The 20,967-nt window shown below is 71.0% G+C and carries 17 protein-coding genes and 1 pseudogene; 14 read left to right on the top strand and 4 right to left on the bottom strand.

Features of this window, described 5'->3' with window-relative positions; genetic code table 11:
• Nucleotide 1 precedes the first annotated feature (1 nt).
• Complete coding sequence (locus ACZ6B1_RS10090; protein ID WP_468776642.1) at nt 2-1,336, bottom strand: alpha-2,8-polysialyltransferase family protein; 1,335 nt, start codon at nt 1,334-1,336, stop codon at nt 2-4.
• Entirely contained in the window at nt 1,333-2,310 is a 978-nt protein-coding gene (locus ACZ6B1_RS10095; protein ID WP_468776644.1) for a glycosyltransferase family 2 protein, read from the bottom strand. Before ACZ6B1_RS10095 ends, ACZ6B1_RS10090 begins: the two co-directional genes overlap by 4 nt.
• A 198-nt stretch (nt 2,311-2,508) precedes the next feature.
• Between ACZ6B1_RS10095 and ACZ6B1_RS10100 the strand changes: the two genes are divergently transcribed.
• The 7 genes and pseudogenes from ACZ6B1_RS10100 to ACZ6B1_RS10130 all read left to right on the top strand — a co-directional run bounded on the left by ACZ6B1_RS10100 (nt 2,509) and on the right by ACZ6B1_RS10130 (nt 10,840).
• The gene (locus ACZ6B1_RS10100; protein WP_468776646.1) at nt 2,509-3,828 is read left to right on the top strand and encodes a DUF6716 putative glycosyltransferase; all 1,320 of its coding nucleotides are present in this window, start codon (nt 2,509-2,511) and stop codon (nt 3,826-3,828) included.
• A gap of 32 nt (nt 3,829-3,860) precedes the next feature.
• Nucleotides 3,861-5,177 carry a cytidylyltransferase domain-containing protein gene (locus ACZ6B1_RS10105; protein ID WP_468776648.1) on the top strand — a complete coding sequence of 439 codons (1,317 nt, stop codon included), beginning with the start codon at nt 3,861-3,863 and terminating at the stop codon, nt 5,175-5,177.
• A gap of 14 nt (nt 5,178-5,191) precedes the next feature.
• Nucleotides 5,192-6,130, top strand: a complete 939-nt coding sequence (locus ACZ6B1_RS10110) for an N-acetylneuraminate synthase family protein (protein WP_468776650.1) — start codon at nt 5,192-5,194, stop codon at nt 6,128-6,130.
• A 49-nt stretch (nt 6,131-6,179) separates the two neighbouring features.
• Complete coding sequence (locus ACZ6B1_RS10115) at nt 6,180-7,328, top strand: hypothetical protein (RefSeq protein WP_468776652.1); 1,149 nt, start codon at nt 6,180-6,182, stop codon at nt 7,326-7,328.
• Between the two features lie 162 nt (nt 7,329-7,490).
• Nucleotides 7,491-9,551, top strand: a complete 2,061-nt coding sequence (locus tag ACZ6B1_RS10120) for a restriction endonuclease (RefSeq protein WP_468776654.1) — start codon at nt 7,491-7,493, stop codon at nt 9,549-9,551.
• A gap of 307 nt (nt 9,552-9,858) precedes the next feature.
• Nucleotides 9,859-10,479: pseudogene (locus tag ACZ6B1_RS10125) on the top strand (hypothetical protein); the annotation flags it as partial.
• A 34-nt stretch (nt 10,480-10,513) separates the two neighbouring features.
• The gene (locus ACZ6B1_RS10130; RefSeq protein WP_468776656.1) at nt 10,514-10,840 is read left to right on the top strand and encodes an antibiotic biosynthesis monooxygenase family protein; all 327 of its coding nucleotides are present in this window, start codon (nt 10,514-10,516) and stop codon (nt 10,838-10,840) included.
• 3 nt (nt 10,841-10,843) lie between these two features.
• On the opposite strand, the gene ACZ6B1_RS10135 is transcribed toward ACZ6B1_RS10130, so the two are convergent.
• On the bottom strand, nt 10,844-11,350 hold the full coding sequence (locus ACZ6B1_RS10135) for a hypothetical protein (RefSeq protein WP_468776658.1): 507 nt from the start codon (nt 11,348-11,350) through the stop codon (nt 10,844-10,846).
• Between the two features lie 155 nt (nt 11,351-11,505).
• A complete protein-coding gene (locus tag ACZ6B1_RS10140; RefSeq protein WP_468776660.1) occupies nt 11,506-12,162 on the bottom strand; it encodes a class I SAM-dependent DNA methyltransferase in 657 nt (218 codons plus the stop codon).
• A 226-nt stretch (nt 12,163-12,388) separates the two neighbouring features.
• On the opposite strand from ACZ6B1_RS10140, the gene ACZ6B1_RS10145 reads away from it, so the two are divergent.
• The 7 genes from ACZ6B1_RS10145 to ACZ6B1_RS10175 all read left to right on the top strand — a co-directional run bounded on the left by ACZ6B1_RS10145 (nt 12,389) and on the right by ACZ6B1_RS10175 (nt 20,865).
• The gene (locus ACZ6B1_RS10145; RefSeq protein WP_468776662.1) at nt 12,389-13,621 is read left to right on the top strand and encodes an amidohydrolase; all 1,233 of its coding nucleotides are present in this window, start codon (nt 12,389-12,391) and stop codon (nt 13,619-13,621) included.
• A 290-nt stretch (nt 13,622-13,911) separates the two neighbouring features.
• Nucleotides 13,912-14,967 (top strand): BMP family lipoprotein, encoded by a 1,056-nt coding sequence (locus ACZ6B1_RS10150; protein ID WP_468776664.1) that lies wholly within the window; start codon nt 13,912-13,914, stop codon nt 14,965-14,967.
• 199 nt (nt 14,968-15,166) lie between these two features.
• The gene (locus ACZ6B1_RS10155; RefSeq protein ID WP_468777468.1) at nt 15,167-16,693 is read left to right on the top strand and encodes an ABC transporter ATP-binding protein; all 1,527 of its coding nucleotides are present in this window, start codon (nt 15,167-15,169) and stop codon (nt 16,691-16,693) included.
• The gene (locus ACZ6B1_RS10160; RefSeq protein WP_468776665.1) at nt 16,690-17,817 is read left to right on the top strand and encodes an ABC transporter permease; all 1,128 of its coding nucleotides are present in this window, start codon (nt 16,690-16,692) and stop codon (nt 17,815-17,817) included. Before ACZ6B1_RS10155 ends, ACZ6B1_RS10160 begins: the two co-directional genes overlap by 4 nt.
• Entirely contained in the window at nt 17,817-19,106 is a 1,290-nt protein-coding gene (locus ACZ6B1_RS10165) for an ABC transporter permease (RefSeq protein WP_468776667.1), read from the top strand. The genes ACZ6B1_RS10160 and ACZ6B1_RS10165 overlap by 1 nt, the downstream gene beginning before the upstream one ends.
• Nucleotides 19,103-19,510 (top strand): cytidine deaminase, encoded by a 408-nt coding sequence (locus ACZ6B1_RS10170; protein ID WP_468776669.1) that lies wholly within the window; start codon nt 19,103-19,105, stop codon nt 19,508-19,510. The genes ACZ6B1_RS10165 and ACZ6B1_RS10170 overlap by 4 nt, the downstream gene beginning before the upstream one ends.
• A gap of 77 nt (nt 19,511-19,587) precedes the next feature.
• On the top strand, nt 19,588-20,865 hold the full coding sequence (locus tag ACZ6B1_RS10175) for a thymidine phosphorylase (protein WP_468777470.1): 1,278 nt from the start codon (nt 19,588-19,590) through the stop codon (nt 20,863-20,865).
• Nucleotides 20,866-20,967: the final 102 nt, after the last annotated feature.

Raw genomic sequence — 20,967 nt, forward strand, 5'->3', positions numbered from 1 at the left:
ATCAGCGTCGTACGACCCGGCGCAGACCGCGCGCCTTGCGCGCCATCCGGCGGACCGTGGCGTTGCGCGGGATGAACGCGAGCTGGGACGGCACCCCGCCGGGCAGCGCCAGCGAGGTCAGCCGCCTGCGCTTGAAGTAGCGCAGGGTCCGCTCGTCCAGGTTGCCCGCGAGGTACCGCTCGGTCTCGTCGCGCAGCCCGGGCAGGATCTTCGGCTGCATGGCGAAGCCCACCGCGCGGATCAGCGCGCCCAGCGCCGCCACGTCCATGCCCGGCCGCCGCTCGCCCACCGCGGCGTGGTCGCCGAGGTCCGGCAGCAGCGCGTCGACCACGGTGACCGGGATCCGGTTGCTGTTCTCGAACGGCGTCAGCCGCTCCAGCAGCATCTCGGTGCCGATCCGGGCCACCGGCAGACCGTACAGCGCGGAGGCGGTGAGCAGGGCGGTGGAGAAGCAGCCGACGACCAGCGCGGGACGCATCCGCTGGTACAGCACCTCGGCGAGGACCGGCGTGTCCAGCACGGTCAGGTCCACCCCGAGCCGCTCCGCCTCCTCCTCCAGGGTGCGGGTGAAGCGCGCGGGAGCGGTGGGGTGCGGCTTGAACACCACCGTGCCGTGCCCGAGCCGATGGGCACCCCTCAGCATCCGCACATGCAGCTCCTCCTCCTGCTCGGGAGTGAGGATGCCCAGTGCGGACAGGTACTGGCCGAGCAGCAGCGCGGGCTCCTCCACCCCGGGCAGCTCGTCGGCCGGCGGCGCGAGTTCGGCCAGGACCTTGGTGAAGGCGGGCGTCGGCACGATCTCCGCCGGGACACCGAACTCGGTGAGCAGCAGCGGCGTAAGGCCCGGCACCAGGTCGAGGTGGAGCACCCGGTCCACCCGGGTGCCGACCAGCGGGTCGATCTTGTTCCGGGTGGGGCCGTAGCTCATCAGGCCGTCCGCGTAGACGGTGACCGGGGCGCCGGTGAAGATCTGGGCGAGCGAGAGCGACGGGTTGACCTGGATCGACTCCACGGCCAGCTCCACGTCCTCGTCCCCGAGCCGCCACTCGTGGCGCAGATACCGCTCCCAGAGCGGCAGGTCCTCCGGCCGGGGCGCCCAGCCGCCGGGGTGGAAGGGGAAGATCGCCTCGTTGTACGACAGCACGTCGTCGAAGCGCTCACGAAGCCGCTCGAAGCCGGGCATCCGGTCCGGTCCCGGCGTGGTCTCGGGCGTGGCCGCGTTGTTGCAGACCAGCAGGATCCGCCGGTCGGCGGGGCGGAAGCAGCCGGAGTCCAGGGCGGCGGCCAGCGTGGCCGTGCCGTACAGCGTCGACACCTGGAAGATCTGGGTGGTCACGCGGCGGCTCCCGTGGGGGCGGGGCGGCGGCGCAGCCGGCGCAGCTTGGTGGCGCGCTCCAGGTCCATGGAGTCCAGCGCGTCGGCCAGGACGTCCTGCGGCATGCGCCGCAGCGCCGCCGAACTCATGGATTTCAGTTTTCTCGCCACCGCCGGCTCGAACCTTTCGATGGATCCCAGGTGATGGGAAATGATGGCGCAATACGTGCGGACGGCCTTCGGCAGCAACGCACCGGCTTCCCGGTCCTCGGCTGTTTCCGCCACGACCTGGTCGAAAGCGCGAATGAAATCGAGCTGACGTACATCACCGATCTGGGTGAGCGAGGAGGCGACCCCGCGCCGGTAGAACACCCCGAGCAGGCCGACCGCGGCGAACGACTCCGCCTCCCGGTGCAGCTTCCAGATCCACGGCCGGTCCTCGGCCGTGCGCAGCCCGTCGGTGAAGTGCAGCAGCCCCTTGTCCACGAGCCGGCGGTGGTAGACGCCCGCCCAGGCGTAGGCGTAGTCCACGGAGGTCGACCGGTCGGCGGGCAGGATCGCCTCGCGCGGGTCCAGCACCACGTTCCGCCGCCCGACCGGCACCCGGTGCACCGTGCGGGCCCGCGCCGTGCACTGGACATGGTCGGTGCGCAGGAAGTCGCAGCCCAGTTCCTCGATGGCGGCGACCAGCTTCGGGTAGTAGCCGGGGGCGAGCCAGTCGTCCCCGTCCAGGAAGGTCAGATACTCGCCGCGCGCCCGGTCGATGCCGGTGTTGCGGGCGGTCGCCAGCCCCCCGTTCCGCTCGTGCCGGACGAGGACCGCGCCCGGCAGCTCGCGCTCCGCGCGCGCGAGGATCTCTGGTGTCCCGTCGCGGGAACAGTCGTCGACGAGAATGAATTCGAAGTCCTCACGCGCGTTCGCACCGAGGCTCCTCAGGGTGTCGGGCGCGTATTGCTGCACGTTGTAGAACGGCACGATGACGGAGAGCTTGACCACGTCACGGACGTTAGGGCGAAGCCCGTCATTCGTCTTGACCGTCGGCTTGATGCCGGGTGAACGACGCGTGGCGAAGCTGTGAACCGGGTCTTTTTCCGCGCCGATCGCGACCCGATTCGCCATTCGGCGATGTGCTGTTAACCGTTTGTTGCATTCGGGTTGGGCGGAACCTCGGAATGCCTTCCTAGCGTCTTCGGCGTGCCAGCAAGTGCAACGAAGTCCCTGCGGATCGCCGTCCTGGCGGACTCCGACACCCGGTGGAAGTGGGGCGCGCTCACCGCGCGACGCCTCACCCCGACCGGTGCCGACGTCCGGCTCGACGGCTACCTCCTGCGCGGACGAGCCACCCCCACCGCCCGCCAGCTCCGGGAGGTCGGCGTCCGCGCCGACTCCCTCAGCGAGGTCACCGGCGTCCAGTTCCTGCGCGCGATGAGCGAAAGCGCCGAGGAACCGTACGACATCCTCGTCCTCGCCCTGGTCGGCGGCGGTGTGCAGGCGATGCTGCACGGGCTGCGCAACGCCTGGGCCTCCGGCAGGCGTCCCGTCGTCGTCACCGGATACGTCGGTGTCGTCTACGAGAAGCTCGCCGACGGCCTGCTGCTGCGCCACGGAGCCGATCTCGTCCTCGCCAACTCGGCCCACGACGCGGACCGCTTCCGGGCCGTATACGAAGGGGTCGGCGCCGACGCCGCCGCGGTCACCGAGGTCGCGCTGCCCTTCCTCGGCGGGGAGCCCTACGCCGGCGAACACGACCCGTACTCCGTGGTGTTCGCGGCCCAGCCCTCCGTCCCGGACAGCCGCCGGGACCGCGCCTACCTGCTGAACCGGCTCATCGAGCACGCCCGCCGGCACCCCGAGCGCGAGGTGCTGCTGAAGCTGCGCTCCAAGCCCGGCGAACACACCACCCACATCGAGGAACTGCCGTACCAGAAGCTGGTCCAGGGCATGGAGACACCCGTCAACTTCCGCCTGGTGTACGGCCACATGGGCGAGGTGCTGGACCGCACCGACCTGCTGGTCACGGTCAGCTCCACGGCCGCCCTCGAAGCCCTGCACCGGCGCATCCCCACGGTCGTCCTGACCGACCTGGGCGTGCGCGAGGTGCTCGGCAACCACCACTTCACCGGCTCCGGCTGCCTCGCCTCCTGGGACCAGCTCGACGCCGGCCACCGCCCGGCCGCCGACCCGGAGTGGCTGGCCCGGCAGGGCGTCTGCGCTGGGGGCTCCTACGGCACCGCCTTCGACACCGCCCGGGAACGCATCACCACGCTGCTGGACCGGCCGGGCGGCCTGCCGCCCCTGAACCCCTACTACACACCCGAGACCGCGCCCGGCTACCTGCCCGGCATCCTCGCCCGCCACCACCTCGGCCCCGACGGCGCCCCGCTGCCCGGCGCGCCCGCCGCCGACAAGGAGCCCGGCCCCGTCCGCCAGATCGTGCGCCGGGCCGCCCGCGGCGCCTACCGCCACGGCGTGCAGCGGGTCGCCCCCGTGATCCGACGGATGGGGGAGCTGTGACCGCCCGGATCCCACGTCAAGGAGAGAACCCCATGCCCCACACGGAAGCGGAACCGGGCGCCACGGTGCCCCGGGTGCTCGCGGTGATCCCCGCCCGCGGCGGCTCCAAGGGCGTGCCCGCGAAGAACCTCGCCCCGGTCGGCGGGATCCCGCTGGTCACCCGCGCGGTGCGCGAGTGCCGGGCGACCCGGCTGGTCACCGACGTCGTGGTCTCCACCGACGACCAGGCCATCGCCGCCGCGGCCCGCCAGGCCGGCGCCGAGGTCGTACTCCGCCCCGCCGCCATAGCCGGGGACACGGCGACCTCGGAGGCCGCCGTCCTGCACGCCATGGACGCGCACGAGGCCCTGCACGGCGCCCCCGTCGACGTCGTCCTGCTGGTGCAGTGCACCAGCCCCTTCCTGGTCCGCGAGGACGTGGACGCGGTCGCCGCCGCCGTCGTCGAGAACGGCGCCGACACCGCCGTGACCGTCGCCGCCTTCCACGGCTTCGTCTGGCGGGACGCGGCCGACGACCCGGTGACCGCCGACACGGACCCGGCCGCGGCCATCGGCGCCTCCCTGACGGCCGTCGACACCACGACGGTCTCCAACACGCCTACGGCAGGCGGCGGTTACGGAGTCAACCACGACAAGTCCTTCCGCCCCCGCCGCCAGGACCGCCCCCAGGACCTGCTGGAGACCGGCGCCGCCTACGCGATGGACGCGGCCGGCTTCCGCGAGCACCGGCACCGCTTCTTCGGCCACACCGAGCTGGTCCGCACCGACCCGGCCCGGGTGCTGGAGATCGACGACCCGCACGACCTGGCCCGCGCCCGGGCCCTCGCCCCGCTCTTCGACGCGGACCGGCCCGGCGCCCTCCCCGCCTACGACGACATCGACGCCGTAGTCCTCGACTTCGACGGCACCCAGACCGACGACCGGGTGCTGATCGACTCCGAGGGACGGGAGTTCGTCTCCGTGCACCGCGGCGACGGACTCGGCATCGCGGCCCTCCGCCGGAGCGGCCTGAAGATGCTGATCCTGTCCACGGAACAGAACCCGGTGGTCGCCGCCCGCGCCCGGAAGCTCAGGCTCCCGGTGCTGCACGGCATCGACCGCAAGGACCTCGCCCTCAAGCAGTGGTGCGAGGAGCAGGGCATCGCGCCGGAGCGCGTGCTCTACGTCGGCAACGACGTCAACGACCTCCCGTGCTTCGCCCTCGTCGGCTGGCCCGTGGCGGTCGGAAGCGCCCACGACGTCGTACGCGGCGCCGCACGCGCGGTCACCACCGTCCCCGGCGGTGACGGCGCGATCCGAGAGATCGCCAGCTGGATCCTCGGCCCCTCTCTCGATTCCCTCCCCAAGTAAGGACACCTCCTGCCATGAGCACCAACTCCCGCATCCGCACCTTCGGTACGCGCGAGGCCGGCCCGGGCCGCCCCGTCTACATCTGCGGTGAGATCGGCATCAACCACAACGGTGAGCTGGAGAACGCCTTCAAGCTCATCGACGTGGCCGCCGAGGCCGGCTGCGACGCCGTGAAGTTCCAGAAGCGCACCCCCGAGATCTGCACCCCGCGCGACCAGTGGGACATCGAGCGCGACACCCCCTGGGGCCGGATGACCTACATCGACTACCGCCACCGGGTCGAGTTCGGCGAGGACGAGTACCGCCAGATCGACGAGTACTGCAAGACCAAGAACATCGACTGGTTCGCCTCCCCGTGGGACACCGAGGCCGTCGCCTTCCTGGAGAAGTTCGACGTCCCCGCCCACAAGGTGGCCTCCGCCTCCCTGACGGACGACGAGCTGCTGCGCGCCCTGCGCGCCACGGGCCGCACGGTCATCCTGTCCTCCGGCATGTCGACGCCGAAGCAGATCCGCCACGCGGTCGAGGTCCTGGGCAGCGACAACATCCTTCTCTGCCACGCCACCTCGACGTACCCGGCGAAGGCCGAGGAGCTCAACCTCCGCGTCATCAACACCCTGCAGGACGAGTACCCGAACGTCCCGATCGGCTACTCCGGCCACGAGACCGGCCTGCAGACCACGCTGGCCGCCGTCGCCCTCGGCGCCACCTTCGTGGAGCGCCACATCACCCTCGACCGCGCCATGTGGGGCTCCGACCAGGCCGCCTCCGTCGAGCCGCAGGGCCTCACGCGCCTCGTCCGCGACATCCGCACCATCGAGGCCTCCCTCGGCGACGGCGTCAAGAAGGTCTACGACTCCGAGATGGGCCCGATGAAGAAGCTGCGCCGCGTCACCGGCGTCGTCGCCGAGGCGGAGATCGCGGCGGCCGCGGGCGAGCCGGTAGCGGTCTGAGCACCCCGATCGCCCAACGGTTGCCCTGAGACGGGACGGTCGCACGCCGATGAGCCCCCGCGCCGGTCACACCGGCCACCCTGCCCGCACGCTCGCCTTCGTGGAGAGCCCGGTACAGCTGCTGAACGTACTGGAGTGGGCGCACCTGCACGGCCTGCAGGGCGCGCAACCGGACGGCCCGCCGTCGGTGCCCGCGCAGATACGCCGGTCACCGGCCGGTGCTGTGCCACCGGCCGGCGCGGAGCTCACCCTCGTCGTGCTGTCCCCGACCGACCCCATGACCCGGGGCCAGCTCCGCCGCATGGCGGACCTGGCCCGGGACGAGGGGTACCGGGTGCGCTGGGAGGAGGCGCGGGGCGGCACGACCGCGCCCTTCCACACCATCGGCGGCCTGGCCGGCCCGCTGCGCCGCGCCGACCGCATCGTCATGGGAGACCCCTTCTCCCGCTACGTGCAACTGCTCCTGACCATCACCCGGGCCCGCGACCTGGTCGTCGTCGACGACGGCACCGCGACCATGGAGTTCGTCGCCCAACTGGCCCGCGGCGAACGCCTGGTCCGCTGGCACCGCAAGGGGGGCCGCCCCGGCCCCCGCGACCTGCTCTTCGCCCCGGTCTCCTCCTCGGCCCGCCGCCGCCTCACCCCGAGCGAGGACCGCCGCGTCGAGGTCTTCTCCTCCATGCCGGTGACCGAGACCCCGGACGGCGTCACGGTCACCGCCAACGACTTCGCCTGGACCCGCGCCCGATTCGGCCCGCCGCGCATCACGACGAGCGCCGACATGGTCGGCACGTCCCTGGTCGAGACCGGCGTGGTGGACGGCGACCGCTACCTGGCCGCCGTCCAGTCCCTGGCCGGGGCCCACGGAGCCACCCGCTACTTCGCACACCGCCGCGAGAGCACCGACAAACTCCACCGCCTGGCCAGAGAGACGGGCCTGGAGATCGTCCGCCCCGACCTCCCGCTCGAACTCATCGCCCGCCGAGGCCCCATCGGCCGCACCATCCTCAGCTTCCCCTCCACCGTCGTCCACACCCTGCCGCTGGCCCTGGCCGGCACCGGCGTCCGCGTGGCGGTCTGCGACATCGACCCCACCTGGCTCACGGAGACCGCCTCACCCCGTGCGCAGGGGTTCCTGTCGGGGGTCACGGGGACGGCGCGGGATGTGCACCGCCTGGCGGCGGTGGGGTTGGCCTGACAGCGGGGCGTGCCTCTCCCCGCCTTGCGGTCGCTGTCACCGATCGGTCACGGCGGGATGAACGCCGACTGATGCGGCACTAAAGTCTTCCCGTTACAACTGGTTGTGGGGGCAACCAGAATGCCTTTCGGCTGCCGACGGCCTGGGGAGGGTTTGCAGCGCATGAGTCGTCGCTCTACTGGTTTTGTCGGTGCCTGGGCCGAGATGCAACGGCAGCAGCAGCGCCAACTCGAGGCAGAAGCCCGACGGCGCAGACAGCAGGAACAGCAGGCACGGGCCTACCAGCGACGAGCCGCCCAGAGTCACCGCGAGTACCGGCAGGCGGAGGCCCTCCGGCGGACGGAGGAACTGGACGCACAGGTCGCCTCGCTGCAGGGACTTCTCGTCTCGGGCTGCCGGGCACCGGCCTTCCGGGCCTCCTCGCTCATGCGGCCCGAGGAGGTTCAGCCCTTCTCTCCAGGGCCGTTGGCCCAGCCGGTGCCGATGCCGGACTTCAGCCGCTATGAGACGCAGAGCGGCTGGACGGCGGGCCGCCGGGCCCAGGCGCAGGCCGAAGCGCGGGCGCGCTTCGAACGCGATTGGCACGCCGCCCAGGCAGCGGAGGCTCACCGGCGGCAACAGCTGGCGGCGTACCAGTGGCAGTACCAGCAGTGGGCCGATGCCCAGCTGGCCGATGTACGGAGGCACAACGCCGGCATCGTCGCGCTGACCGAAGGTGTGGGACGCCACGATCCCGATGCCGTGATCGAGTATTTCTCCGCCGCTCTCTACGCCTCGACGGCATGGCCGGAGGATCTCCCGCGTCAGGTGGCGGCGGCCTACGACCCGGCGGCCCGGCAGCTCGTTCTGGACTGGGAGTTGCCCGCCTACGTCATCGTGCCGGAGGTCAAGTCGGTCCGGTACATGTCCGGGACCGACCAGGACAAGGAGACACCGCGGCCGGTGGGCCGGCGCCGTGCTCTGTACCGGGAGGTTCTCGCCCAGTGCATGCTGCTCGTCCTGCACGAGCTGTTCGCCGCAGACGAGTTGGGCGCGCTCGAGTCGGTGGCCCTCAACGGCTTCGTCGACGGGCACGACCCCACGACGGGCCGGGCCGGCCAGATCTTCCTCGCGACGGTCATGGCTTCCCGCTCCGCGTTCCGTGAGCTGCACCTGGCACAGGTGGACGCGTGCAGTTGCCTGGCCGACGCGCTGCGCGGGCAGCTCTCGGCCCGGCCGGACCAGCTCGCGGCGGTACGGCCGGGCAGGCGGCCGCAGGACGTCGGGAACCGGGTGGTCGCCCACGGCGGCGACGAGGAGCCCGACCTGTTCACCATGGACCCCGTCGCCTTCGAGGATCTCGTCGCGGATCTCTTCCGTGCCATGGGGATGCAGGCGGTCACCACCCGGCGTTCCAACGACGGAGGGGTCGACGTCGACGCACTGGATCCGGCACCGATCCGCGGCGGCAAGATCGTCGTGCAGGTGAAGCGCTACCGGAACACGGTGCCGCCCACCGCCGTGCGTGATCTGTACGGAACCGTGCAGGACGTCGGCGCCAACAAGGGTGTCCTCGTGACGACGTCGAGGTTCGGCCCCGGCTCGCACACCTTCGCCAACGGCAAGCCGCTGGAACTCGTCTCGGGCCCCGAACTCGTCGACCTGCTGCACCGCCACGGGCTCGGTGGGCGGCTCGGCGACGGTGGAGGCCGATCCGCGGCACAGCCGACGGCTTCCGGGCCGGATACTCCGCTGCCCGACGACTACAACGTCCTGGGCATGTCGTGGACCGGCAGCGTCGCCCTGGACGTGTGCGCTCTCGTCTGCCAGGGCAACCGCGCCCTCAGCGACGATCACTTCGTCTTCTTCAACAACCCGCGAACGCCGGACGGCTCGGTACGCGCTCTTACCGCCACCGCACCCGACAAGGCCGCGCTCTGCGTCTCCTTCGACGGGCTGCCGAGTGAGGCCGACCGGCTCGTACTCGTGGCCGCCATCGATCCGGAGGCCGACCCGGCAGCCGACCTCTCCGGCTTCACGGATGCCCGCATCAGGCTTCTCGACCCGGGAATGACCGAGCTGGGCCGTCTGGAGGTCTCGGACGGCCGGCCGCACGAGACCGCCCTGGTCCTCGGCTCGTTCCGGCGCAGGCCCAGCGGTGACTGGGACTTCGTCCTGGGCGGCAGGGGCTACCCGGGCGGCCTGGAGGAGCTCGTGCGGGATTTCGGTATCGACGTGGAGTAGACGGAGGCGCGGGACGGAAGGCGGGCCCCGACCGGTGATCCGGACCTCCCCGAGCGGATCCGCTCGTGGCCCGCCTACCCTGGAACCGAGGCGCAGGCCGCGACCTGGCCGGGGTGATGGAGATGCTCGACCTTTCCTCCGCGCTGTCCGATGTCCCGCCCCGTCGGGGCCGGGCTTCCTGGCCCCGTCACGAGTACGTCAAGAGCTGGGGTGTCTTCGGGCTGCCCTTCGACTCCGGACACGTCCTCGCCCTGCGCGTCTTCCCGGAGAACTGCTTCGGCCCCTACCGCACGCTGTGGCACCGCCCCTCTACGAGAAGTACCGCTGTGAGCCGGTGCTCATCGTCGTCACGCAGAACAGCGCCACCGCCAAGTGGGCCTCGCGTCCGATCCGGCTGGGGTTCCGGGACTGGCACTCGCTGACGGTACGGCCGCTCGTGCTGGGCCCGGACAACGTGCCGGTGATCGCGGACGAGCAGTCGGCCGCGAGGGACGTGCCCATTGCGGTGCTTTCGGCCATGACACACGGGCGTGGCCCGCAGGCCCCCGCCATACTGGGATCCCTGGCCACCGCCCTACGGACCATCGATGACGAAACCGCCGCGGTCTTCGTGCAGTTCGTCGACTCCTGCCTGGCCGACCCCCAGGCGAAGCAGATGTGGAGGGACCTGATGACAGCGACTCAGTACTTCTGGCGACACCCGCTGGCGGAGCAGGTGCGCGAAGAAGGTCGGGAAGAAGGTCGGGAAGAAGGACGGCTCGAGGCAAAGGCCGAGATGATCCTGCACATGCTGCAGTGGCGCGGTATCGAAGTGCCCGACACCGCCCGCGAGCGGGTGACCGCCTGCACCGACCTGAACCAGCTCGAAGTGTGGGCCCAGCGCGCGATGCATGCCAAGGACACGGCAGAGTTGTTCGCCGGGGAGTGAGCGGGCGGCGCGGGCCCGGGGCAGGATAGGCGGCATGAGCGTAGTGAAGATCAACGTGCTGTCCGTGCCGGCCGAGCAGCGGGAGACGCTTGAGAAGCGGTTCGCTTCGCGGGCCCACGCCGTGGAGAACTCCGACGGGTTCGAGTGGTTCGAGCTGCTGCGGCCGGTCGAAGGCACCGACCAGTACCTCGTCTACACCCGCTGGCGGGACGAGGCGTCGTTCCAGGCATGGATGGAGGGGCCGATGAAGTCCGCCCACCAGGGCGGCGGCCAGGGCGCCGAGCGGCCGAAGCCCGCCGCCTCCGGATCCACCCTGTGGTCCTTCGAGGTCGTCCAGCAGGCGGAGCCCAAGGGCGCCTGATCCTCAGGGGGATTCGGTCGCCGCCGTCGGGGGTTCCTCCCGCGGCGGCGCTCCTCTGCCGATCGTCATCGACCAGCGCACGGAGGACGGGGCCTCGACGGAGGCGACGCCGCTGTCTTCCGCGCCGCCGACGTTCACCTGGTTGTAGGTGGTGCTGGGCCGGTCGGCACGGCACTTCAGCGGGAAGGAGACGTGGTCGGGCCGCACAGCGACCCGGACCCGGCCCGCGCCCTGGCAGCGCACCGCGAGGATCAGGGCGTCGCCCTTCCTGCCCCTGCCGAAGGGGATGCTCGCGTTCCCCTTGGTCACCCCAAGACGGCCGGCCAGGGTCTCGTCGGCGTCCAGTTCCGGGGGCCTCTGGAGCGCCGGGACCGCGCTGCTTCGCGGTGCAGCCGCTGCCGCTGACGGGCCCTGCCCGGACCTGTGACCGTGATCCACGGTGCAGCCCGTGAGCGGGACGAGCAGCGCGGTGCACGCGACGCTCAGGCCCGTGAAGGTCCGGACGGACATGTCAGCTCCCCAGGTAGCGGCCAGGTAGCGGCCGGCGACTGACGGGAGCATGGCAGCGGTGAGGGGCGGACCGGGGGCTTCCGGGGGTTCTCTGAGCAACATGTGAGGTTCGTCGGGCGGCCGGCCCCCACGCGGTGCTGACGAGCCCAGCGGCCTCACTCCGGCCGGCGTGCCAGCAGGAAGGCCCGCGGCCTCGTCTCCTCGTCCTGGGGTTCGCGGACCACCGTCGCCACCAGGTCCAGGCCCGCCCCCGTGAGCATGGACGTCATCCGCTCCGGCGTACGCCAGTAGTACCGCAGGTCGATCTCGTGGCCGAAGCGTTCGGTCAGGTGGAGGCCGCCGGGCTCGGTGCCGGTCTGGAAGGCGAGCAGGACGTGGCCGCCGGGGACCAGGGCGCGGTGGAAGCCGGCGAACGCGGCCGGGAGGTGGTCGTCCGGGACGTGGATCGTGGAGTAGAGGGCGAGGATGCCGCCCAGCGTGGCGTCCGGGAGGTCCAGGGACGTCATCGAGCCCACGTGGAAGCGCAGCTCCGGGTAAGCCTCGCGGGCCAGGGACACCATCGCGGGGGAGAGGTCCACGCCGAAGACGGGCACGCCCAGGCCGTGCAGGAGGGCGGTGACGCCGCCGGGGCCGCTGCCGAGGTCGGCGACGGGGGCGGGGCCGTTCGCCGTGACCAGCTCGGCGAAGGCGTCGATCAGCGTGCGTTCGAGAGGGTGGGACAGACCGTGCGGATAGCGGGACGCGTAGTCCTTGGCGATCGCGTCGTAGGAGGAGCCGGTGGTCTGCAGGAAGTCCGCGTTCGAGTCGCTCACGGCGCCGCACCCTACCGGCCGGCACTGCGTCCGCTCAGCGGACTGGGAGAGCGTGAGGGGGGTGATGCGTGGTATGCGTGGAGGAAGGAAACAGAGGTTTTACCCACCGAAGTCCGCCGCCATGCGTCCGCCGGTCAGATTTTCTTCCCCTAACGGGCTGAACTTTTGTTGATCGGGGGTCAGTTGGCCGGTCGGGCGTCCTACCCTTCAGAGGGTGAAGCAATTGATGTCCCGAGAGTCCGAGGCCGAACTGCCCGGGGACGTGCTCCCCGGCGTGCTCAGCGAGTCCCTGCACGCCGAACTGGTCGCCTTCCGCCGTGACCTGCACATGCACCCCGAGCTGGGCAACCAGGAGTTCCGCACGACCGCCGCGATCAAGGAGCGGCTGGAGCAGGCCGGGCTGCGGCCCCGCGTCCTCGCCACCGGAACCGGACTGATCTGTGACATCGGGATCGCCGAGGGGCACGAGGCGGAACGGCCCGCCCCGCCGCTGCTCGCCCTGCGCGCCGACATCGACGCCCTGCCCATCCCCGACACCAAGGCCGACTGCCCGTACCGGTCCACCGTGCCCGACCGGGCCCACGCCTGCGGCCACGACGTGCACACCACCGTCGTGCTCGGCGCCGGCCTCGTCCTCGCCGACCTGCACGCCAAGGGGCTGCTGTCCCGCCCGGTGCGGCTGGTCTTCCAGCCCGCCGAGGAGGTGCTGCCCGGCGGCGCGCTCGGCGCGATCGCGGACGGGGCGCTCGACGGGGTGGGCCGGATGCTCGCCGTGCACTGCGACCCCAAGGTCGAGGCCGGCCGGATCGGTCTGCGGCACGGGCCCATCACCAGCGCCTGCGACCGGCTGGAAGTCGCCCTCGACGGGCCCGGCGGGCACACCGCCAGGCCGCACCTGACCACCGACCTGGTGACGGCGGCCGCCCGCGTCGCCGTCGACGTGCCCGCACTGGTCGCCCGGCGCGTCGACACCCGCGCCGGTCTCGCCCTGACCTGGGGCCGGATCGAGTCGGGCCATGCCCCGAACGTCGTACCGCAGCACGCCGAACTGTCCGGCACCGTGCGCTGCCTGGACCTGGACGCCTGGCGGGACGCGCCGGACATCGTGCACGCGGCCATCGACGAGATCGCCACGCTGCACCGCGCCAAGTCGGAGATCAACTACGTGCGGGGCGTGCCGCCGGTGGTCAACGACCGGGAGTCCACCGAGCTGCTGCGCCGGTCGATGGTGGCCCGGCGCGGTATGGAGTCGGTCGAGAGCACGGAGCAGAGCCTCGGCGGCGAGGACTTCTCCTGGTACCTGGAGAACGTGCCCGGCGCCATGGCCCGGCTGGGCGTGCGCGCCCCCGGGGACCGCATGGTCCGGGACCTGCACCAGGGCGACTTCGACGCCGACGAGTACGCCATCACGGTCGGCGTGGAGTTGTTCACGGCCGCCGCGCTGCTCGACGACGTGTAGCCGGCCCCCCGGCTCCGAAGGGCGGCCCGGAACGGCCGGGCCGCCCCGGGGCAACACACTCGTAAGCCAACTGTGCACTGTGCGCAACAGGGGTGTGAGAGGTCCGGTACGCCGAGTTCAGGCGGTGTTTGCCTCGAATAGATAACGGCTTCGCGAGGGGGTTTTTTGCGACATCTACGCGCGTTACGATGCCGCGAAGCCGACGCCGTCGGGGCGTCTCGGCTCGAGCACCGATCCGGTGCTCACATCAAGCGCCGACAGGCGCTCAGGTCAGGTGAAGGAGCCTTCCCGTGCGCCGGGTAGCCAAGCTTTCCGCTGCGTGTGTCGCCACCGCAGCTCTCGCCCTCACTGCCACCGCGTGTGGCAGTACCTCCTCCGACAACGACACCTCGTCGTCCTCCTCCGGTGACGGCAAGGGCGTCAAGATCGGTCTCGCCTTCGACGTCGGCGGCCGTGGTGACCGCTCCTTCAACGACTCCGCCGCGCGCGGTGCCGACAAGGCGAAGAAGGAGTTCGGCGGCGAGATCAAGGAGCTGACCGCGAAGACCTCGGACACCGAGGCCGACCGCGAGCAGCGCCTGTCCGACATGGCCGAGGCCGGGTACAGCCCGATCATCGGTGTCGGTTACGCGTACGCCGCCTCGATGACCAAGGTCGCGGCGAAGTACCCGAAGACCAGCTTCGGCATCGTCGACTCGGTGGTCGACGCCAAGAACGTCGACAGCATCACCTTCACCGAGGAGCAGGGCTCCTACCTGGCCGGTGTCGCCGCCGCGCTGAAGACGAAGAAGGACCACGTCGGCTTCATCGGTGGTGTCGACGTCCCGCTGATCAAGAAGTTCGAGGCGGGTTACGTCCAGGGCGTCAAGGACACCAACTCCAAGATCAAGGTCGACACCCAGTACCTGAGCCACGGCTCGGACACCTCCGGCTTCGCCAGCCCCGACAAGGGCAAGGAAGCCGCGCAGGGCATGCTGGACAACGGCGCCGACGTGATCTACTCGGCGGCCGGCTCCTCCGGCAACGGCGCGATCGAGGCCGTCAACGGCGTCAAGGGCGCCTGGGCGATCGGCGTGGACTCGGACCAGTACAGCATCCCGGGTCTGGCCAAGTACAAGAACTCGATCCTGACCTCGATGGTCAAGAACGTCGACCTCGGTGTCTACGACTTCGTCAAGTCCGTCCACGACGCCAAGCCGCTGACCGGCACCAACACCTACTCGCTGAGCAAGGACGGCGTCTCGCTGTCCACCAGCGGTGGCTTCATCGACGACATCCAGGCGAAGCTGGACGCGGCGAAGAAGAAGATCGTCGACGGCTCCGTCAAGGTCAAGACCACCCCGTGACCTGACGGGTCCCGTGGGACCTCGGCTCGGCGCGGGGGCGGCTTCCGCAGCCCCCCGCCGAGCCATAACAATGTGTCAACTCTACGCGTGTAGCATTGAGTTGCCGCGCTAGCGTCGCCGACGCCTGCCCTCCCCCCGCAGCCCCTTTCCCCGAGGAGAGTGCGCCATCAACGCGTCCAGCCCTCCCGCTGCCGTCGAACTGCGCGGCATCACCAAGCGTTTCCCCGGCGTCGTCGCCAACCGCGACATCGACATCACGGTCCGCACGGGCACCGTACACGCCCTCTGCGGTGAGAACGGCGCCGGCAAGTCCACCCTGATGAAGATCCTCTACGGCATGCAGCAGCCGGACGAGGGCACCATCAAAATCAACGGTGAACCGGTCACCTTCAGCAACCCCGGCGACGCCATCGCCCGCGGCATCGGCATGGTGCACCAGCACTTCATGCTCGCCGACAACCTCACCGTCCTCGAGAACGTCGTCCTCGGCGCGGAGAAGCTGCACGGCATCGGCGGCAAGGCGCGTACGAAGATCAAGGAGATCTCCGACGCGTACGGCCTGGGCGTGCGGCCCGACGTCCTGGTGGAGGCGCTCGGCGTCGCCGACCGCCAGCGCGTGGAGATCCTCAAGGTCCTCTACCGCGGCGCCCGGACCCTCATCCTGGACGAGCCGACCGCCGTGCTCGTGCCGCAGGAGGTCGACGCCCTCTTCGACAACCTCCGCGAGCTGAAGGCCGAGGGCCTCACGGTCATCTTCATCTCCCACAAGCTGGGCGAGGTGCTCTCCGTCGCCGATGAGATCACCGTCATCCGGCGCGGCACCACGGTCGGCACGGCCGAGCCGCGCAGCACCACCTCCAAGCAGCTCGCCGAGATGATGGTCGGCAGCGAGCTGCCCACGCCGGAGACGGAGGAGTCCACCGTCACGGACGTCCCCATGCTCACGGTGGACAAGCTGCACCTGTCCCAGACCGACCTGGACGGCGTCGAGCGGATCATCCTCGACGAGATCTCCTTCACCATCCACAAGGGCGAGGTCCTCGGCATCGCCGGCGTGGAGGGCAACGGCCAGTCCGAGCTGGTCGAGGCGATCATGGGCATGCGGAACCCGGACGCCGGCGTCGTCACGTTGGACGCCGACGACATCTCCCACACCCCCACCCGCCGCCGCCGTGAGGCCGGCATCGGCTACATCCCCGAGGACCGCCACCGCCACGGCCTGCTCCTCGAGGCGCCGCTGTGGGAGAACCGCATCCTCGGCCATGTCACCGAGCGCCCCAACTCGCGCGGCGGACTGCTCGACACGAAGGCCGCCCGGACCGACACCGAGCGCATCGTCCGTGACTACGACGTCCGTACGCCCGGAATCGAGGTGACCGCCGCCTCGCTGTCCGGCGGCAACCAGCAGAAGCTGATCGTCGGCCGCGAGATGAGCCACAACCCGAAGCTGCTCATCGCCGCCCACCCCACCCGCGGTGTGGACGTCGGCGCGCAGGCGGCGATCTGGGACTACATCCGCGAGGCCCGCCGCGAAGGCATGGCCGTGCTGCTGATCTCCGCCGACCTGGACGAGCTCATCGGGCTCTCCGACACCCTGCGGGTGATGTACCGGGGCCGTCTGGTCGCCGACGCCGACCCCGCCACCATCACCCCCGAGGAGCTGGGCTCCGCCATGACGGGTGCGGCCTCCGGCCACCTGGAGCACACAGAGGACGACGAGCGATGAAGAAGCTGACCTCACGGATCGACAAGGAGCGGCTGCTCCTCGGGATCGCGGCGCCGCTGCTGGCGATCGTCGCCGCGCTCGTCGTCACCACCCTGGTGATCCTCGCCACCGGCAAGAACCCGGGCGACGCCTTCAGCGACATGGTGACCTACGGCTTCGCCAGCGACAGCCAGGTCTACATCCTTAACAAGGCGACGACCTACTACCTCGCCGGTGTCGCGGTGGCCATCGGCTTCCGCATGAACCTGTTCAACATCGGTGTCGACGGCCAGTACCGGCTCGCCGCGTTCATCGCGGCCGTCCTCGGCGGGGCGCTGACCGTGCCCGGCTGGATCGCCATCCCCCTGATCATCATCTGCGCGATGGCGACCGGTGCCCTGTGGGCGGCCATCGCCGGCGTGCTGAAGGTGACCCGCGGCGTCAGCGAGGTCATCTCGACGATCATGCTCAACTCGATCGCCACCGCGATCATCGCCTACCTGCTGCAGCCCGGGAAGCTCGGCCAGCTCGACCAGGCGGGCACGCTCGTCTCCACCAAGCCGCTGCCGTCGTCCTCGTACTTCTTCAGCATCGACACCGGGCCGGCCGGTGTCCTGTGGGGCTTCGTCGTCATCGCCGTGGTCGTCGGCGTCGGCTACTGGTTCGTGCTCGGCCGCACCCGGTTCGGCTTCGACCTGCGCACCGTCGGCCAGTCCGACACCGCCGCCGCCGCGAGCGGCGTCGGGGTGAAGAAGATGATCGCGACCAGCATGATCATCTCGGGTGCGGTGGCCGGTCTGATCGGCATGCCGACCCTGCTCAACGACAGCCACCAGTTCAGCAACGACTTCCCGGCGGGCATCGGCTTCACCGGCATCGCCATCGCGCTGCTCGGCCGCAACAGCCCGATCGGCATCGCGCTCGGCGCCCTCCTGTGGGGCTTCCTGGAGCGCACCACCAACCACCTGGAGTTCCAGGGTTACGACAAGGAGATCCTCGGCGTGATCCAGGGCGTCATCGTCCTGTGCGTCGTGATCGCCTACGAGGTCGTCCGCCGCTACGGCCTCAAGCGCCAGCAGCAACGGGTCGGCGCCGAACTCGCCGCCCAGGCCGCCGCCCCGACGAAGAAGCAGGAGGTGGCGTGATGACTGCCACGATGACCGACGCGCCGCCGCCCGCGGCGCCCAAGGCGGAGGGCGCGGCCGGCAAGCGCTCGGGCCGTTCGCTCGGCCAGATCCTCATGATCGTCGCGGGTGCGCTGCTCCTCGTGGCCGCCGTCCGCGTCATCACCGGCGCCGACCAGCTCACCTCCGAAGGACAGGTCGGAGCCGCCCTCGGACTCGCCGTGCCCATCGGTCTCGCCGGTCTGGCCGGTCTGTGGTCCGAGCGGGCCGGTGTGGTCAACATCGGCCTCGAGGGCATGATGATCCTCGGCACCTTCGGCGCCGGCTGGGTCGGCTGGCAGACCAACCCCTGGCTGGGCCTGCTGTGCGGCATCGGCTTCGGTGTCCTCGGCGGCCTGGTGCACGCCGTCGCCACCATCACCTTCGGTGTCGACCACATCGTCTCCGGTGTCGCGGTCAACCTGCTCGCGCTCGGCGCCACCCAGTACCTCGCCAAGCTCTTCTTCGCCGAGGGCAAGCCGGCGGAGGCGGGCGGCAACCCCAAGCAGTCCCCGCCCGTCGACTCGCTGCCCCACGTCACCGTGCCGGGTCTGTCCGACGCCCTGGAGTCGGTCCAGAACCACCACTGGTTCCTGCTCTCCGACCTCGCGGGCATCGTCGGCGGTCTGATCACCGACCTGTCGGTGGTGACGATCCTGGCCGTGCTGCTGTTCGTCGGAAGCTGGTGGCTGCTGTGGCGCACCTCGTTCGGCCTGCGGCTGCGCTCCTGCGGTGAGAACCCGGTCGCCGCCGAGTCGCTGGGCGTCAACGTCTACCAGTACAAGTACGTGGCCGTGGCCGTCTCCGGCGGTCTCGCCGGCCTCGGCGGCGCGTTCCTCGCCCTGGTCACCTCCCACACCTACCTGGAGGGCCAGACCGGCGGGCGCGGCTACATCGGCCTCGCGGCGATGATCTTCGGCAACTGGCGGCCGGGCGGTCTGGCCATGGGCGCCGGCCTGTTCGGCTACTCCGACGCGCTGCAGCTCCGCAACGGCGGCACGACCGTCCACGCGCTGCTGCTCCTGCTGGTCGTCCTGCTCGTGGTCCTGGCCGGCTGGAAGCTGTACCGCTCCGCCGTCTGGCAGGGCGCCATCAGCCTCATCGTGGGCGGGCTCGTCCTTGCCTGGTACCTGCTCACCGACGAGGTCCCGAGCGACTTCGTGGGCGCCACCCCGTACGTCGTGACGCTGCTGGTGCTCTCGCTCTCCGCCCAGCGGCTGCGCATGCCCAAGGCGGACGGCATGCGGTACCGGAAGGGACAGGGCAAGTGACGGCCGCGCAGGACGCCGGCTTCGACTGGGAGCCGCTGCGCGCCGAGGCGCGCGAGGCCATGACCCACGCCTACGTCCCCTACTCGGGCTACCCGGTCGGCGTCGCCGCCCTGGTCGACGACGGGCGCACGGTCAGCGGCTGCAACGTCGAGAACGCCTCCTACGGGCTCGGCCTGTGCGCCGAGTGCGGGCTCGTCTCGCAGCTCCAGCGCACGGGCGGCGGCCGCCTCACGCACTTCACCTGCGTGGACGGCGAAGGCGCCCTGCTGGTGCCGTGCGGCCGCTGCCGCCAGCTCCTCCACGAGTTCGGCGGCCCCGGCCTGCTGCTGGACACTCCCGAGGGCGTCCTACCGCTCTCCGAGATGCTGCCCCAGGCCTTCGGCCCGGGCCATCTCTCCAAGTAACTCCCGTACGGCCCCCCTGACCAGATCAGGGGGGCCGTGCACTTCGCACCTCCCGGAAGGAAGCCATAGCCATGGCCATGGACGCCATCTCCGTCATCCGCGCCAAGCGCGACCGCGGTGAGCTGACCGACGAGCAGATCGACTGGGTCATCGACGCGTACACCCGCGGCGAGGTCGCCGACGAGCAGATGTCGTCGCTCGCGATGGCGATCCTGCTGAACGGGATGAACCGCCGGGAGATCGCCCGCTGGACCGCGGCCATGATCGCCTCCGGCGAGCGCATGGACTTCTCCTCGCTGTCCCGTCCGACGGCGGACAAGCACTCCACCGGCGGCGTCGGCGATAAGATCACGCTCCCGCTGGCCCCGCTCGTCGCGGCCTGCGGCGCGGCCGTCCCGCAGCTCTCCGGCCGGGGCCTCGGCCACACCGGCGGCACGCTGGACAAGCTGGAGTCGATCCCCGGCTGGCGCGCGCTGCTGTCCAACGAGGAGATGCTGAACGTCCTCGACACCACCGGCGCGGTGATCTGCGCGGCCGGCGACGGCCTGGCCCCGGCCGACAAGAAGCTGTACGCCCTGCGGGACGTCACCGGCACGGTCGAGGCGATCCCGCTGATCGCGTCCTCGATCATGTCCAAGAAGATCGCCGAGGGCACCGGCTCCCTGGTCCTGGACGTGAAGGTGGGCTCCGGCGCCTTCATGAAGACCATCGAGGACGCCCGTGAGCTGGCCTCCACGATGGTAGGCCTCGGCACCGACCACGGGGTGCGGACGGTCGCGCTGCTGACGGACATGTCCACCCCGCTCGGCCTCACCGCCGGCAACGCCCTCGAGGTCCGCGAGTCGGTCGAGGTCCTGGCGGGCGGCGGCCCGGCGGACGTGGTCGAGCTGACGGTCGCCCTGGCCCGCGAGATGCTCGACGCGGCCGGCATCAAGGACGCCGACCCCGCGAAGGCACTGGCCGACGGCTCGGCGATGGACGTGTGGCGCCGGATGATCGCGGCTCAGGGCGGCGACCCGGACGCCGTGCTGCCCACGTCCAAGGAGCAGCACGTCATCAGGGCGTCCGCGTCCGGCGTCCTGACCCGGCTGGACGCCTACGGCATCGGTGTCGCCGCCTGGCGCCTCGGCGCGGGCCGCGCCCGCAAGGAGGACCCGGTGCAGGCGGCGGCGGGCGTGGAGATGCACGCCAAGCCGGGCGACACGGTGACCGAGGGCCAGCCGCTGCTGACCCTGCACACGGACACCCCCGAGCGCTTCGAGTACGCGCTCCAGGCGGTCGAGGGCTCGTACGACATCGCGGCCCCGGGCACGCCCTTCACGCCGTCGCCGGTGGTGCTGGAGCGCATCGCCTGACCAGGGCGCGCGGCCGGGGCTACTGATGCAGGGCTCTTTTCGGGTGAACGGGATCGGTGGACCTCCGCCGGTCCCGTTCGGCATGCTGGGATCGGTGACGCA

It is taken from the genome of Streptomyces sp. NPDC041129 (assembly GCF_055592265.1).

Coding starts and splice junctions, on each gene's coding strand:
- ACZ6B1_RS10105 (WP_468776648.1), top strand. CDS start 3,861: ATGCCCCACACGGAAGCGGAACCGGGCGCCACGGTGCCCCGGGTGCTC.
- ACZ6B1_RS10110 (WP_468776650.1), top strand. CDS start 5,192: ATGAGCACCAACTCCCGCATCCGCACCTTCGGTACGCGCGAGGCCGGC.
- ACZ6B1_RS10115 (WP_468776652.1), top strand. CDS start 6,180: ATGAGCCCCCGCGCCGGTCACACCGGCCACCCTGCCCGCACGCTCGCC.
- ACZ6B1_RS10120 (WP_468776654.1), top strand. CDS start 7,491: ATGAGTCGTCGCTCTACTGGTTTTGTCGGTGCCTGGGCCGAGATGCAA.
- ACZ6B1_RS10130 (WP_468776656.1), top strand. CDS start 10,514: ATGAGCGTAGTGAAGATCAACGTGCTGTCCGTGCCGGCCGAGCAGCGG.
- ACZ6B1_RS10135 (WP_468776658.1), bottom strand. CDS start 11,350: ATGTCCGTCCGGACCTTCACGGGCCTGAGCGTCGCGTGCACCGCGCTG.
- ACZ6B1_RS10145 (WP_468776662.1), top strand. CDS start 12,389: ATGTCCCGAGAGTCCGAGGCCGAACTGCCCGGGGACGTGCTCCCCGGC.
- ACZ6B1_RS10160 (WP_468776665.1), top strand. CDS start 16,690: ATGAAGAAGCTGACCTCACGGATCGACAAGGAGCGGCTGCTCCTCGGG.
- ACZ6B1_RS10165 (WP_468776667.1), top strand. CDS start 17,817: ATGACTGCCACGATGACCGACGCGCCGCCGCCCGCGGCGCCCAAGGCG.
- ACZ6B1_RS10175 (WP_468777470.1), top strand. CDS start 19,588: ATGGACGCCATCTCCGTCATCCGCGCCAAGCGCGACCGCGGTGAGCTG.